The organism is Alkalibacterium sp. m-11 (assembly GCF_054658155.1).
On the sequence record NZ_BAAGIR010000016.1, the window covers coordinates 15,340 to 30,100 of the forward strand.

The 14,761-nt window shown below is 43.7% G+C and carries 13 protein-coding genes; 3 read left to right on the forward strand and 10 right to left on the reverse strand.

What is annotated here, in order from left to right:
* Positions 1-62: 62 nt before the first annotated feature.
* The 3 genes from pth to ACYQ2O_RS03405 all read right to left on the reverse strand — a co-directional run bounded on the left by pth (position 63) and on the right by ACYQ2O_RS03405 (position 1,827).
* Positions 63-623, reverse strand: coding sequence for an aminoacyl-tRNA hydrolase (pth, locus tag ACYQ2O_RS03395; RefSeq protein WP_346024065.1), 561 nt, complete (start codon positions 621-623; stop codon positions 63-65).
* A 118-nt stretch (positions 624-741) separates the two neighbouring features.
* Positions 742-1,143: a hypothetical protein gene (locus tag ACYQ2O_RS03400; protein ID WP_459770217.1), complete on the reverse strand. Its 402-nt coding sequence runs from the start codon at positions 1,141-1,143 to the stop codon at positions 742-744.
* 132 nt (positions 1,144-1,275) lie between these two features.
* On the reverse strand, positions 1,276-1,827 hold the full coding sequence (locus tag ACYQ2O_RS03405; protein ID WP_459770215.1) for a hypothetical protein: 552 nt from the start codon (positions 1,825-1,827) through the stop codon (positions 1,276-1,278).
* 431 nt (positions 1,828-2,258) lie between these two features.
* On the opposite strand from ACYQ2O_RS03405, the gene glmS reads away from it, so the two are divergent.
* Positions 2,259-4,067 carry a glutamine--fructose-6-phosphate transaminase (isomerizing) gene (gene glmS / locus ACYQ2O_RS03410; RefSeq protein ID WP_346024062.1) on the forward strand — a complete coding sequence of 603 codons (1,809 nt, stop codon included), beginning with the start codon at positions 2,259-2,261 and terminating at the stop codon, positions 4,065-4,067.
* Between the two features lie 182 nt (positions 4,068-4,249).
* Here glmS and ACYQ2O_RS03415 read toward each other — a convergent pair whose 3' ends face one another.
* The 3 genes from ACYQ2O_RS03415 to ACYQ2O_RS03425 form a co-directional block, all read right to left on the reverse strand.
* Positions 4,250-4,393 (reverse strand): hypothetical protein, encoded by a 144-nt coding sequence (locus ACYQ2O_RS03415; protein ID WP_346024061.1) that lies wholly within the window; start codon positions 4,391-4,393, stop codon positions 4,250-4,252.
* Between the two features lie 156 nt (positions 4,394-4,549).
* Positions 4,550-6,136: an aspartate 4-decarboxylase gene (gene aspD, locus ACYQ2O_RS03420; RefSeq protein ID WP_346024060.1), complete on the reverse strand. Its 1,587-nt coding sequence runs from the start codon at positions 6,134-6,136 to the stop codon at positions 4,550-4,552.
* A 227-nt stretch (positions 6,137-6,363) separates the two neighbouring features.
* The gene (locus tag ACYQ2O_RS03425) at positions 6,364-8,319 is read right to left on the reverse strand and encodes a S9 family peptidase (protein WP_459795990.1); all 1,956 of its coding nucleotides are present in this window, start codon (positions 8,317-8,319) and stop codon (positions 6,364-6,366) included.
* A gap of 182 nt (positions 8,320-8,501) precedes the next feature.
* On the opposite strand from ACYQ2O_RS03425, the gene ACYQ2O_RS03430 reads away from it, so the two are divergent.
* Positions 8,502-9,485 (forward strand): L-lactate dehydrogenase, encoded by a 984-nt coding sequence (locus tag ACYQ2O_RS03430; protein WP_459770769.1) that lies wholly within the window; start codon positions 8,502-8,504, stop codon positions 9,483-9,485.
* Between the two features lie 167 nt (positions 9,486-9,652).
* Here the strand turns inward: ACYQ2O_RS03430 and ACYQ2O_RS03435 are convergent, their stop codons facing one another.
* The 3 genes from ACYQ2O_RS03435 to glmU all read right to left on the reverse strand — a co-directional run bounded on the left by ACYQ2O_RS03435 (position 9,653) and on the right by glmU (position 12,606).
* Entirely contained in the window at positions 9,653-10,096 is a 444-nt protein-coding gene (locus ACYQ2O_RS03435) for a NusG domain II-containing protein (protein ID WP_459770771.1), read from the reverse strand.
* Between the two features lie 52 nt (positions 10,097-10,148).
* Positions 10,149-11,123 (reverse strand): ribose-phosphate diphosphokinase, encoded by a 975-nt coding sequence (locus ACYQ2O_RS03440; RefSeq protein WP_346024055.1) that lies wholly within the window; start codon positions 11,121-11,123, stop codon positions 10,149-10,151.
* Positions 11,124-11,232: 109 nt separating this feature from the next.
* Complete coding sequence (glmU, locus tag ACYQ2O_RS03445) at positions 11,233-12,606, reverse strand: bifunctional UDP-N-acetylglucosamine diphosphorylase/glucosamine-1-phosphate N-acetyltransferase GlmU (protein WP_459770773.1); 1,374 nt, start codon at positions 12,604-12,606, stop codon at positions 11,233-11,235.
* Positions 12,607-12,841: 235 nt separating this feature from the next.
* Between glmU and ACYQ2O_RS03450 the strand changes: the two genes are divergently transcribed.
* Entirely contained in the window at positions 12,842-13,462 is a 621-nt protein-coding gene (locus ACYQ2O_RS03450) for a general stress protein (protein ID WP_459770775.1), read from the forward strand.
* 195 nt (positions 13,463-13,657) lie between these two features.
* Here the strand turns inward: ACYQ2O_RS03450 and purR are convergent, their stop codons facing one another.
* Positions 13,658-14,479 carry a pur operon repressor gene (gene purR / locus ACYQ2O_RS03455; protein ID WP_459795991.1) on the reverse strand — a complete coding sequence of 274 codons (822 nt, stop codon included), beginning with the start codon at positions 14,477-14,479 and terminating at the stop codon, positions 13,658-13,660.
* Positions 14,480-14,761: the final 282 nt, after the last annotated feature.

Below are 14,761 nucleotides of genomic sequence, written 5' to 3' on the forward strand. Positions count from 1 at the left end.
TTTCTCACTAATTAATGTGTGTAAGTCTGCCACGCTATTTTCTCCTTTTCTCTAATATTCATTTAGTTGAATTGTGTCATCGTGTCAGTAAACGAATGACCCTCGACCCAGTATAAAGCGGCATCGGCTGCTTTCTTCACTGAAAGAAGCACCTCTTCATGCGTCGATTTGTGAAAGGGACTCAGGACATGAGAGACGACTGACTGATTCTCGTATGGGCGTCCGACACCAATTCGGAGACGATTGAACTGTTTCGTCCCGAGATGATCGATCATACTCTTGATGCCATTATGTCCACCGGCGCCACCCTTCTGTCTCAACCGGACTTTACCGATCGGCAGGTCCATATCATCATAGACGACAACTATGTCTTCCTCACTACAGTCATAGTAGTCCAGCCACTGTCTCACTGAACGTCCCGATTCGTTCATATAAGTCTGAGGCTTGATCAGGATGACCTTTTCAGTTCCGACCATCCCTTCTGCATAAACTGATTCAAAGTTGGACTGGTTGAATGTCCAGCCTCTTTGAAAAGCTATTTCATCTAATGTAATAAATCCAATGTTATGTTTAGTCTGAGCGTATTTAGCTCCCGGATTGCCTAACCCTATTATTAATTTCATATTATAGAAACTCCTTAACGTTTTGTACATGCAAAAAAAGCTGAACGATACTGTCGTTCAGTTTTTTATTTATTCTATTGTACCATGTTTTGAAGTCACTTTTCCCTCTGGTGATCAATCAAGTTTTTTTAATGAATGTCTCCTGACATTTAGGGCAAGTCACCCGCAGTTTCTTCCTTCCTCTCGGGAGACGGATCTGCTGTCTGCAGTTAGGACATTTAACGACTTTATACGCTTTTCGCTGAGCCCACCTGTTTCTTAGTTTCCTTGTTCTCAGTTGAACGGTCTGCTTGACAGATAAATATTTCTGAAGTTCTCTATAACGATTCGCCTTATCTCTGGAGAGAATCCGGAGAAAACCATACGCCAGCAGGGCAACCCCCACAGCCGATACCCAGACCCCTCCGATAAAGTTAGCCAGCATACCGAAAACCAGGCCGGCAGCCATCAGTATTTTTGAAAATTCATCGAAGCCATAGCGACCAGTCATGTAAAACAGAATTTTCTGAAGCCATTGCATATTAGTCATTCCTTTAATTTGCTGTTATTTCATCAATTATACTATAGGAGTATTAAGATTATATGAAGATTCCTACAAAAAACCAGAGGCTTCCCTCGCTCAAGAGAAACCTCTGGTTTGAATTGTTTAAAATTATTCTCCAGGAGCTAAGATGATGATATTTTCCCATCGAACAAGTTCTTCGACGTCGCCTTCATCTCCTACTTCATACAATTCTTCTTCTGATACACCGACTTGGAATTCCTGATCAGAATCTGTAGCTTCAACTGTAAAGCTGAATGCTCCATCTTCAACTGCAGGTGTTTCTACGACTTCGCCGTCCTGAAGAACGTAGGCATAGACGTCTCCTTCTCCCACAGCTGAACCGTTAACTGTAGCTTCTCCGTCTTCAGGTGTGAATACATATCCTTCCTGAGACCAAGTTCCACCAAAGATTTCCAGCTCGATAGGCGCTGTGAAGCCAAGGTCGCTTCCGATACCATCAATGATATCATGTGGGCTTTGACCGTTGCCGCCATCTTCATCAGTGTCGTCTTCTGGTGTTTCTTCTAGATCTTCAACCTCAGCATCGTCTTCTACTTCTTCATCGATGTCTGGTGTCGGACTTGGATCTCCATCTGTATCACACGCAGCTAGTGCAAGTGTAGATACAGCCAGCAAACCTAATAGTTTTTTATAACTCATTTTGTACATTCCCTCCTAATATATTACATCTCTTTTATATAAGAGATAAATGGGATAGAACTATCTATATAATTTCGCTCATCGTTATCATACCACAATAAAAAATATATGACAATTTTTTTACATATATTTGTCAATAAATCTTTAATGTTCTCTAAACCTCCAGAACATGCAGTTGACTAAACTGTCCGCCCTCCTTATTATATAAGAGCTGTACCGTGCATCCATGATTAAAAGCTCTCGCCCGCATCCAGCAAAACGACTATACCAATCAGAAAAAATAATCAGTAAAAATGGTTGACTTTTAACATATTTGCTTTTAATATTATTATGCTTGCATAAGCAGCCATTACACCGCAACATGACTAACAACTATACCACTTAAAAAAAGTGGGCTAAAACATTTAATCTATAAGAAAGCAGGGATACACATGTGTGGAATCGTTGGATACATTGGATCGAAAGACGCTAAAGAAGTACTATTACACGGACTTGAAAAACTGGAATACCGGGGCTATGACTCTGCCGGGATTTATGTCATCAGAGAACAGAATGACGGCCATTTATTTAAAGAAAAGGGCCGTATTGCAGCCTTACGAGATAAAGTCGACGGATCGGTCGAAGCTAATGCCGGAATCGGACATACCCGCTGGGCTACTCATGGTGAACCTAGTGTACGCAACGCCCATCCTCATCAGTCAACTAGCGGTCGCTATACCATTGTACATAATGGTGTGATCGAAAATTATCAGGAAGTAAAAGATGCTTATCTTGAAGATGTTGAACTGGTCAGCGAAACTGACACGGAAATCATTGTTCAGCTGATCGCCTGGTTTGCAGAAAACGAAGGTCTGGATACACTTGATGCCTTCAAAAAAACCATCGTGACCCTTGAAGGTTCATACGCCATTGCTCTGATCGACAAGGAAGATCCAGATGTTATCTATGCCGCTAAAAACAAGAGTCCTCTGCTTCTAGGTAAAGGAGACGGCTTCAATGTTATCTGTAGTGATGCAATGGCTATGATCAAGGAAACGAATCAGTTCGTAGAATTAATGGACAAAGAAGTTGCAGTCGTGACTAAAGACAGTCTGTCCATCGAGAACTTCAGCGGCGATATTATTGAAAGAAACCACTATATCGCAGAACTGGATTCCAATGACCTTGAAAAAGGAACCTATCCTTACTATATGCTTAAAGAAATCGACGAGCAGCCAGCCGTTATGCGTAAGCTCGTTCTGAAATATCAGGATGAAGAAGGCAAGTTGTCCATCGATCCTGAAATCGTCAGCACTATGATGAACTCAGACCGCATTTATATTATCGCGGCCGGAACAAGTTATCATGCCGGTCTAGTTGGCAAAAAACTTCTGGAAGAGATGACGAATATTCCAACAGAAGTGCATGTATCAAGTGAATTCGGCTATCATACGCCTCTGCTTCCTGAAAAACCATTTTTCATCTTCATCTCTCAAAGTGGGGAAACGGCAGACAGCCGTCAGGTACTGGTCAAAATGAATGAACTGGGTCATCCGTCTCTTACTGTGACAAACGTGGCCGGTTCAACATTATCCAGAGAATCCAACTTCACTCTGCTTCTGAATGCAGGTCCGGAAATTGCTGTAGCTTCTACAAAAGCGTACACGGCTCAGATTGCTGTTCTGGCTATTTTATCTGAAGTGGTCGGTATAGAAAAAGGTCTGATCGATGAGCCGACAATGATTCACGATCTTGGCATAGTTGCAAATGCTATGCAGACGCTCGTTGATGAAAAAGACGTGATCGAAGAGCTTGCATCTGAATACTTGAGCATCACACGCAATGCGTTCTACATCGGTCGTGGCATGGACTATCATGTCGCTCTCGAAGCTGCACTTAAGCTGAAAGAGATTTCCTATATCCAGACAGAAGGATTCGCTGCAGGTGAATTGAAACATGGAACGATCGCTCTGATTGAGAAAGGTACACCAGTTATTGCGATCGTGACTGAACAGGCTGTAGCCGGACATACCCGCGGCAACCTTCAGGAAACACGTGCACGCGGCGCTCATACTATGGTCATTTCAATGGATGGACTGGACCGCCCGGGTGACCACATCGTGATTCCTAAAGTCAATCCACTGCTATCAGCTTTAGTCAGCGTCATCCCGACTCAGCTGCTTTCATACTACTGCAGCCTGCATCGTGGGAATGATGTAGACAAGCCTCGTAACCTGGCTAAGTCAGTAACTGTTGAATAATCATACTGATAGTGATCTAAAATAATCTAATGCCCCCTGCGAGCTGTCCATCAGACGGTATTGCGGGGGTTTTACATATAGTCTTCCAGTTCGTTAACCACCGACGTGTTCTCGCAGGAGATTCGGTCAGTTCATATGAGTTTGCTTCCTTACTTCTCTGTTCGACATACTCACAGGACTCTTTACCTGTAGTTTGCAATACCTCTCAGATTCTGATCAGCTCGGATAGTTCTGCCCCCAGTCGTACCGAAACTGTTCAATGATGCCCATCCTCCATTATTTCTTCTAAAAATCGAAATAAGAAGAATACCTCTATTAATCTTCACTTTCAACTCTGTGGATAAGATGTGGATAAATACAAAATCATTCTTTCTAATTACGTCTACATCAATAAATGTAAAAAAACGGGCCCTTTTAAGGTCCGACAGACTTTTCTAAATCTGCCTTCTCTTATAAGGATCCCGCTTTTGTATGCTATTATCTTATTTTAACAGAGCTGTCCATGATTCATGTATCCTGTCAAGCATGTCAATAAGTCGCTCGCCGACTTCCTTGTAGGAATCTGTGTCCAGATTAGCGAGTGACACCCGGACTGTCCACTTGCCTGAGCCGAACGCTTCTGATTTAAGCAGCATCAGGCGCTCTTCCTCAGCCAGTTTCGTAACGATATCCGTCATCGTCCAGCTGGACTGGATATACTCTTTGAAGTCTGATCCATACCGTTTATTAAGCAGCCATTCAAAGTCTATTTCACAATAGTAAGCTGTATTATATTCTTCGACCGGCATCATCAGTCCCAGAGAGTTATACAGCAGCTGCCCCCTCTTCTGACAGATCTGAATGACCTCCTGTTTGTAATGGCCTTCAGTGTCAAGCAAGGCATAGAGACTGAACAGCGTCATCATGACCTGCTGTGGCGCAGATAGACCAGCTGCATGGTTTAGCGCTACTGACCGGCTGTCAGCCACCATTCTGTCAATGAAGGAAATCCCTCTTGGGTCTGACGTCAGTGTGCCGTACCGCTCATCAAGCGTCACTTTCTTCTCCTCAGGAAGCTCTTCTAATCTTCTATCAAACACATTGTCTTTGGCCAGGGCGATCGTTCCGATTCTCCATCCCGTCGCACCAAAGTATTTAGAGTAAGAATAAATGCAGGCAGCATTGTAAGGAATAGCTCTAAACAGCGATGTGAATGATTCAAGGAAGGTGCCATACACATCGTCAGATAATATCATCAAATCAGGATTATCCTTTTCAACAATGTCTTTCAGCTGTTCAATCGAATCACCGTATATCGCATTCGCTGTCGGATTACTTGGATTCACTACAAAAACTGCTTTAATGTCCGTATTCCTTAATTTATTCAGTTCGTGTTCACTGAACTGATGACTTGTCTGTCCATCGATTGTCATGATTTCAGACCTAATATATTCTACATCGAATTCATATTCCGGCAGTTCAGGAATTTCCATGTAAGGCGCAAAGGTTGGGATCATCAGAGCGATCTTATCTTTGGGCTCCAGCAGGTGGTTGTTCACTAAAGACTTAAAGGTATAGACGATTCCAGCTGTTCCTCCTTCGACCGCAAAAATATCGAAGGGTTCCGTCTCACCTGAGAACAATTCATGGTGAAGATACTGCTTGATCGGCTGTTCGCACGCTGTTAGCACGCGCTCAGGATAGGGATAGTTATCCCCAATTGTATAGTCGAGCATTTTAGTCAGCCACTGTTCTCTCGGCATGCCCAGCAGATGAGCAGCGTTTGCCCAGATGTTTCTGAGCATGTCAGCTCCATCCGATTCTTTTTCATTCAGGAAGGATTCGAATCGCTCCGTTCGTCCGCCTTCTTCTTTGATCATAGTGCCCAGACTTTCTTTTTCACTTATGACCGTTTCTTTTACTGCAAATTCGCCTAGAAGAAAATACGCTTCTCGGGGAATAGGGGCTGTCCAGTTCGGATTCCCTCGTCCGGCATTCAACCATTCTTTCGTCACATCTTGTGACCCCATACGATTTTCCAGATACAGCGACAACTCAAACGGACTTAACCTTTCTAAATCTTGCTTCAAAATTCCACTCCTATTATTTTTTATTTCAATTACTTGTTAGACCTCTTAACCGTTAATGAGTATAACAAAGAAACCGGCAACCCTGTAGTTATACGGAATCTATTTAATAGAGTCTCATAATCTTCTAACTTTCTCCTTATATATCTGATATGACCGGATGACTAGTCACTCGCGCCTGTCCACACAAAAAGAGAACTTCCATGACGAAAGTCCTCCTTCATTATTATTTACTTCATCCAGTTACTGATTTCATTTAGTCGCTCTATTCTAAGGTTTGGCAGGCCTGCACGTGACAGTCCATGACTCGATTTAGGGAAGAGAATCAGTTTGGTCCTGACTCCCTGTTTCTTCATGGCTGTATACATCTGCTCACCTTGTTCCTGTGGGCATCTCAAGTCTTCCTGTCCGTGGATGACCAGCAGAGGTGTCTTGATATTCTGCGTATAGGCTAACGGAGACATTTTCCACAGGTCTTCCATTTGAGAGACGTCTCTTTTTAACTGGAATTCTACGAAGAACGCGCCCACATCACTGGTCCCGTAGAAGCTGACCCAGTTTGATATGCATCGCTGCGTTACAGCAGCCTTGAAACGGTCAGTGTGTCCGACGATCCAGTTTGTCATAAATCCACCGTAACTTCCACCTGCGACATATACATTCGACTGATCGATCTCCGGGTGCTGTTCCAGTACATAATCCGTACCCAGCATAAGATCCTCATAGTCCTTGTTTCCGTAATCGCCGAGAATGGACGCAACAAAATCCTGTCCGTAGCCGTTTCCTCCACGAGGATTCAGAAGGATTACACCGTATCCTTCAGCTGAGAGCTTCTGCATCTCATGGAAGAAGGTTTCTCCGTAACATACTTGAGGCCCACCGTGGATATAAAGAACAGCTGGATGGTTTTCACTCTTGTCCACAGGTGGAACGTACCATCCCTGGATATCCCAGTCGTCTGCTCCTTTGTACCAGAATCTTTCCACAGGCGTGATTTGATGCGTGTCTTCAAACGCTGCGTTCGGATTATACAAATCAGTTACTTCCCCAGTTTCGGCGTTGAGCAGCCCAAGAACACTTGGTGTTGTCAAGTCAGAGTAGGTGACTGCAAAGGTAGAGGCGTCCACAACATCCCCATCTGTAATATGAAACGGCTTGTCCACCAGACATTTGCTGCCGGCGGTTTTGTCTCCCTTATACAGTTTCAGCTTGCCATGTTCGGTCACTGGATAGACAAAAGAGTCATCATCCAGCCACTTGATCGGAAATCCCTTGGTTTTCTGCTGGAAATCTCCAATGATCAGATCACCGACATATTTATCCTCGACTGACAGTGACTCGAAAGTGTGGTTTGCTCTGTCCCAGCCGTAAATTTTATCGAGGGTTACAAAAGCATGAGAAAAATCATTTCCAGTAAAGAGGAAATAGTCTTCCGACTCGTTTACAGCTTCAAATGAAAAGCTGCCTTCCGGTATATCTTCAGTAACGAGGCGGGCTGTCTCCGAGGCAATGTCGTATTCGTAGACGCTTGCTCCGTAGACCCATTCGTCATCCGGATTCAGCTTATCCACATAGAGCAGAAAAGATTCGTCTTTAGAAACATATTGAAGGCGGAACGGACGGTCTTTCTCAAGAATGAGCGAAGATTCCTTTTTGGACACACTGATTTTTTTTACTTGATACAGTCGATCTTTTTCAGTAATCCCCTGGCCATCCATCTTATATTGCAGTTTAGTAATCGTCACTGGCTTGACTTTGTCATCGGACTTGCTGTCACTCTCTGCTTTCTCCTTATCCTGGTCGGGATCGACAGTCGTCTGATAATAGAGTGCCCCACTGTTACTTGTCCATTCAAATGAGCTGACGCCTTGTTCCTCATCAGTCAGAGCAAAGGCAGTTCCACCTCTCACTGGCATCAGGTAAATCTGAGGCTTCTCGCCTTTTTTACCGGCCAGAAAACTGATCCATTTCTTGTTCGGAGAAATTTTGATTTGGGAAGGATTCAACTCTTCATCGATCCACATGATCCGTTCCTTCGATTTCTGATCGATGCTCCACAAAGAAGTCAGGTAGGCATTTTTTTCTTTGTCCGTTCGAGTTTCCAGATAAAAAATACGGTCATCCAGAACAATTGGCTGTGATACATTTTTCAGGTCAAACAGGCTTTCACTTGTTATATGCTTCATTCCACTAAAACTCCTCTTCTGATTATCATGTTAAATACTCGTTAAAACTCTTTCATTATTTTCTCATTTATATCTATGTGCGTCAATGTACAAAATTTCCATATTGTACAGTCAGCTTCTCATTAGTTTTGACGATTATCTATGCTATACTAATGGTATAAAAAAGGGAAAGGAATGATCATATGAACGTCAGAAAAAAACAGCAGAAAATCATTCTCATAGGTGATGGAGCTGTCGGTTCAAGTTATGCCTACTCACTGATCAATCAGAATATCGGTCAGGAGCTTGGCATTATCGATGTCAATACAGAAAAGGCAGAAGGAGATGTCATGGACTTGAACAGTGCCTTGGCCTTCACTGCACCTAAGAAAATATATGTGGCTGATTATGCGGACTGCCATGATGCTGATCTGGTCGTCTATACTGCCGGAGCTTCTCAAAAGCCTGGCGAGACCCGTCTGGATCTGACTGAAAAGAACCTTCGCATCACTAAAGATGTCGTGGAAAAGGTGATGGCCAGCGGATTCAATGGCATATTCCTGGTTGCAACGAATCCAGTGGATATCCTGACCTATGCTGTATACAAGTTGTCCGGTCTCCCTTCTAACCAGGTCATCGGAACTGGAACCTCGCTTGACAGCGCTCGCTTCCGTCAGGCAGTTGCCAATCTGCTGGATGTGGATGTAAGGAACGTTCACGGCTACATCATCGGCGAACACGGGGATACTGAATTCCCAGTCTGGTCACATGCTAACGTTGCCGGCCTTCAGATCAATGAATGGCTGAACAATAACCCGGATACAGATGAACAGGCCCTCGTTGATATTTTCTTCTCCGTTAGAGACGCCGCTTATGAAATCATCAAGCGTAAAGGTGCGACATTTTACGGTATCGGAGTATCGCTGGCCCGCATCACCCGGGCCATTCTGAACAATGAAAATGCTGTCCTGCCTCTGTCAGTTTACCTTGAAGGAGAGTACGGACAGCATGACATCTACATCGGCTCCCCTGCCATCATCAATCAAAGTGGGATCGACAAAATCGTCGAGATTCCACTTAATGATTCCGAAAAGGAAAAAATGACTCATTCGGCAGATACCATCAGAAATCACCTGAAAGAAGTCCTGGATAAAAATCCGGATTTAGGATTCACGATCTCTGACTGATATTTTTGCATCTTCAAGTGATTTACAATATAAAACAGGGGCCGTCAGCCGATTTATACCAGCTGACGGTCCCTGTTCATTTTGAAAAGAACAGCCGCCACCGGACGTTTTCTCTGCTCCCTTATTACAAGAGTTTAGAGAAAAACATTCAGGTTTCGGCTGTTTTATTACATTGGTATGATTATGTCATCTTCTTCGTGAATTTCCTGTCCATCCTGATTCTCTGCATGAATCTCGATTATGAGCTGATGAGGCAAGACAACAGCTGTTTCGCCAGGCTGACTGATCCAGCCTCTTCTCACTCCGAGCTGATCCGGACTGTTGTCTTCACGGTTGCGAATACGCGTGCCGTCTACTTCAATGATATTGTACTGACCGTCACGAGGTTCGAGCCTGAATTCCTCTTGTGGTGTTTCCTCGCTCAGTTCCACACGGTACACTTCTTCTCCAGATATTTTAACTGTAGCAATGATCCGGGCGTCCTCATCGATGCTGCTCAGCTGATAGCCGTATACAATATGCGGGATGAAGGATGCGACCAGAAGAATGATGATAATGGCGACGTCCAACGGTTTCATCTTTCTCAAATGGAAACGAACCTTATCTATCACCTGACCGCCTCCTTTCCTTTAATAAAGACGCAGGCTTTTAAACATCAGATACTTATCCTTTAAACTGCTTCTCAAACAGTGGGGATACTGAACGGTTTTCATGGATCCACTTGATGGCATGACCCATCAGTTCACCTACGCTGACTTGAACGACTTTATCAATTTTCTTGTCTTCTGGAAGCATGATGGAATCCGTGACCACCATATTTCTGATTGGGGAATCAGCCAGACGTTCCATAGCAGGTCCGGAAAATACCGGGTGAGTCCCACAGGCATAGACTTCTTTTGCTCCTTTTTCAATCAGAGCATCTGCGGCAAGGGTAATCGTTCCCGCTGTATCGATCAGGTCATCGATCAGTACGGCTGTTTTCCCTTCAACATTACCGACAATATTCATGACTTCTGCTACATTGGCTTTTGGACGGCGTTTATCAATGATGGCAATAGGTGACTTCAGGAACTCTGCCAACTTTCTGGCACGAGTCACTCCTCCGTGATCAGGAGAGACTACGACTGTGTTTTCTCCTCCAAGATTTCTGTCGATGAACCAATTTGCCAGAAGTGACGCACCAAGCAGATGATCAACTGGGATATCGAAGAAGCCTTGAATCTGAGAAGCATGAAGGTCCAAAGTCAGCATACGGTCAGCCCCTGCCTGAGTGATCATATTCGCGACCAGTTTCGCCGTGATAGGTTCTCTCGAACGAGCCTTACGGTCCTGTCTCGCATAACCGTAATAAGGCATGACAATATTGATCGTCTTGGCACTTGCACGTTTCAATGCATCGATCATAATGAGCACTTCCATCAAGTGATCATTAGTCGGCGCAGAAGTTGACTGCACAACATAGACATGGTCCCCACGAATACTTTCTTCAATGTTGATACGGATTTCCCCATCACTGAACTTGTTGACGGATACTTTTCCTAATTCTACTCCTACATCCTTCGCAATCTTTTCTGCTAATGGCTTGTTGGAACTCAATGCAAAAATCTTCAGTTTTGGATCAGAATAATGTTCGGACATGTCGGCCTCCATAAATTTTATCTCATTGTTTTTACTACTATAAGTGTATGCCTAAGCACTGAATAAATCAACTGTACAAGGGCGTGAAAGCCCTGTTTTGAAGAGTTTTCTAATTTTTATGAGGTATTTTCTTAAAATAGCCCTCTTTATTTACTTGACGAGCACGAGCAATCGCCATCGCTTCTTCAGGAACATCATCAGTAATCGTAGATCCGGCTGCCACGTAGGTATTTGCATCAATTTTAACGGGTGCGATCAGGTTCGTATTGCAGCCAATAAAGGAATTATCTCCGACTTCGATGTGGTGTTTCTTTTCACCATCGTAATTGACGAATACCGTTCCGCATCCTAGATTGATATTTTCTCCTAGCGTGGCGTCACCAACATAAGTCAGGTGGCCGACTTTCGTGTTTCTTCCAAGAGTCGCTTTTTTAACTTCTACAAAGTTTCCGATGTGTGCATGTTCTTTCACGACGGATTCTGGTCTCAGGTGACTGTTAGGTCCGATGTTACTCTCATTTTCCATTATTGATGATTCAATCATCGAGCTCTTCACATGAACACCGTTGCCGATCTGGCTGTCTTCGATAATCGAATGCGCTCCGATGATACAGTCCTCACCAATGGAAGTTTGTCCTTTAAGATAGACGCCGGGTTCTACAAGCGTGTCCTGACCAATCACCACATCACTTTCAATATAAGTCTGCTCAGGATCGATAAAAGTTACACCATTACGCATATGCTGCTCATTGATACGTTTCTTCATCAGCTTACTGGCCTGAGCTAATGCCACGCGGTCATTGACTCCCAGAGCATCTTCCTTGTTCTCAAGCTGGAATGCAGAAATAAGCTCATTCTGTTTTTTGAGGATTTCCATAACATCCGGCAGATAATATTCACCTTGGGAGTTATTGTTGTCCACTTTTTCAAGTGCAGCGAATAATGCCTTGTTGTCGAAACAGTAGGTCCCAGTATTGATTTCCTGAACTGCCTGTTCTGCTTGAGACGCATCTTTCTGTTCAACGATTTTAGTGACTGATCCATCTTCAGATCTGATCACGCGACCATAGCCAAACGGATCATCCGCGTGAGCAGTAAGGACGGTAGCCTTCGCATTCACTTCTTCATGATGAGCCATCAGCCCTTCAAGTGTCTCCTTAGTCAGAAGAGGTGTATCTCCACAGATAACCAGTGTGGTTCCTTCCTCGTTTTTCAGGATCGGTGCAGCCTGTTCGACCGCATGAGCTGTTCCCAGCTGTTCTTCCTGGAGGACATAGTCACTCTTATCGCCTAGATAGTCCTGAACGGTTTCAGCACCGACACCTGTAACTGTGACGATTTTATCCATTCGAGCGCCAAGTGCCTGATCGACAACATGACCGACCATAGGTTTCCCCATTACCGGGTGCATCACCTTGTAAAGTTTGGATTTCATTCGAGTTCCCTGTCCAGCTGCAAGCACTACTGCAAATCGTTTAGTCATTAGTTTCTCCTCATCATTTCTATTTATAGTTCCCATATCATTGCTTAATCAGTATGTCCAAAAGGGCATACAAAACCTCTTTACATCATACTTTATGACTAAGCTGTTTTCAAGTTTCATAAGGTGTATTGTTTGTCGTATTTATTACAGTTTCCTATAATTAAATTATATTATAAATGATTAAACTAGAAAATAGATGGTTCTATTTCTACCATCTTCAGGAAGGAAGAGTTTAATGAATAAAGATTTTACAGTCATAGGCAGCTATCCCACTGAAAGAGAAGCTGAACAGGTCGTTCGTCGCCTGATGGACGAAGGTACGGATAAAAAGGATATAACTATTTTTACCAACAAGGATAAAGGCAATCAGCTTCGAAACCCGGACAATGTCGATGTAGCCAATCCGGATGTCAACGGAACTGATAAAGATCATGACAACGAAAAGAGTTTCTGGGAATCACTGAAAGATGCTTTCTTAGTAAGAGATGATGAGTATTACAATGATTCAAATTATATACAAGAAGATGATACGCTCCACATGTATCGGGATGACTTGAAGAAAGGTCACCTGGTTGTCGCTGTCGATCGTTCTGATAAAACAGATAATGTAGAAAATCCGACATCATCTTCCGCTACACATGCCGGAGATCCGGATCTTGAAACACTTGGAACAACAGCCGGTTTTCCTAATGAGGGAAGCGTTCAGGGAATGGGCGACGGCGGTCAGCCGCCGATGGAACCTAAAACGAATGACGGAACCCCTCCGGAACTGGAAGACACACACGGAGAAGCTGATGTGGATGATTCAACAGAAGACCGTCTTCGTCAGACACGCAAGGAAGACCTCGACACCTAGACTGAAAGATTTCTGAATAAGTAAAAAGCCTGCCGGAGATGGCAGGCTTTCCTTTTTGTCATTTATTCATTGCCCACTCAGACTGATATAGACGCTGAGTGGGCAATGATATTCCATTTATTTACTACTCAACTCGAGATAGTCCCTCAGTGGGCATTACTCACTGATTTTCCAGCCAACAATAGCTGCCATAGCTTACTCGATAGAGAAGTTTCCAGGAGATACTTCGATCGTGCGGTCCTGTGTGTTGACCTTATCCACTTTGATCAGTGAGGTGTAATCTTTCACTGAACGTTCCCCATTAAATATATTTTCAGCAATAACCGTTGCGCCAACTACTTCAGAATTGAATTCTTCGATCAGGCTGATCATGCCGTTGACCGTACCTCCGCCTTTCAGGAAGTCATCTACGATCAGCACCCTTGACCCCATGTCCAGACTTCTTCTGGACAGCTCCATTTTCTCCACTCTATCGGAAGATGATCCGGACACATAGTTGATGCTGACGGTGGACCCTTCAGTCACTTTTGAGTCTCTTCTGACAATAACAAATGGAACATTCAGATAAAAGGCCACGGACTGAGCGATCGGCACCCCCTTAGTTGCAACAGTCATCACGCTGTCCACATCTTTATCCATATATTGGGAAGCGATAACTCGTCCGATTCCCCTCAGCCATTTTGGATCCCCCAGCATATCAGACAGATAGACATATCCACCGGGGAGCAGTCGCTTGGAATAATTCAGCTCTTCACACAAGTCGCGGATAAACAGCTCAACATCTTCTGCTTTCATCTTTGGAATATATTTGACTCCTCCAGCTGCTCCGGGCAGAGTCTCAAGGAAGCCGATGCCTCTTTTGGCAAATGTTTCTTTTACAATGGTAAGATCTTCACTGATGCTTGATTTTGCGGACTCATACCGTTTTGAAAACAGAGTGAGTGGAATCAATGTGTGGGGATGTTCAATCAGATAATGTGTAATATCGATTAGTCGTTCGCTGCGTTTTACTTTCATTTTTACTTTCACCTCATTATGTAACGTACATTACATTCTATTACTGACTATTCTACCTCTTTTATTCGGAAATTCATAGGTTTTTTATTGCTTTAAATAATAAATGTTCGTTTATTGTGATTTCTTTTCGTCAGTATCAATAATTTATTCTTGAAAAATCAAAACCACCAGTGTGAACTGGTGGTTTGCTCTGCGGCTGAAAGCCTCTCTTACCGGCCTCGGCCTGAAAGGCCCACTGAGTGGGTTTCCCTTATGCACCACACTTACTCACTGATTCTAAAA

What these genes read in the sequence shown, in the direction of transcription:
- ACYQ2O_RS03450 (WP_459770775.1), top strand. Translation starts at nt 12,842, where the DNA reads ATGAATAAAGATTTTACAGTCATAGGCAGCTATCCCACTGAAAGAGAA.
- ACYQ2O_RS03400 (WP_459770217.1), bottom strand. Translation starts at nt 1,143, where the DNA reads ATGCAATGGCTTCAGAAAATTCTGTTTTACATGACTGGTCGCTATGGC.
- glmU (WP_459770773.1), bottom strand. Translation starts at nt 12,606, where the DNA reads ATGACTAAACGATTTGCAGTAGTGCTTGCAGCTGGACAGGGAACTCGA.
- ACYQ2O_RS03405 (WP_459770215.1), bottom strand. Translation starts at nt 1,827, where the DNA reads ATGAGTTATAAAAAACTATTAGGTTTGCTGGCTGTATCTACACTTGCA.
- ACYQ2O_RS03440 (WP_346024055.1), bottom strand. Translation starts at nt 11,123, where the DNA reads ATGTCCGAACATTATTCTGATCCAAAACTGAAGATTTTTGCATTGAGT.
- purR (WP_459795991.1), bottom strand. Translation starts at nt 14,479, where the DNA reads ATGAAAGTAAAACGCAGCGAACGACTAATCGATATTACACATTATCTG.
- ACYQ2O_RS03425 (WP_459795990.1), bottom strand. Translation starts at nt 8,319, where the DNA reads ATGAAGCATATAACAAGTGAAAGCCTGTTTGACCTGAAAAATGTATCA.
- pth (WP_346024065.1), bottom strand. Translation starts at nt 623, where the DNA reads ATGAAATTAATAATAGGGTTAGGCAATCCGGGAGCTAAATACGCTCAG.
- glmS (WP_346024062.1), top strand. Translation starts at nt 2,259, where the DNA reads ATGTGTGGAATCGTTGGATACATTGGATCGAAAGACGCTAAAGAAGTA.
- ACYQ2O_RS03430 (WP_459770769.1), top strand. Translation starts at nt 8,502, where the DNA reads ATGAACGTCAGAAAAAAACAGCAGAAAATCATTCTCATAGGTGATGGA.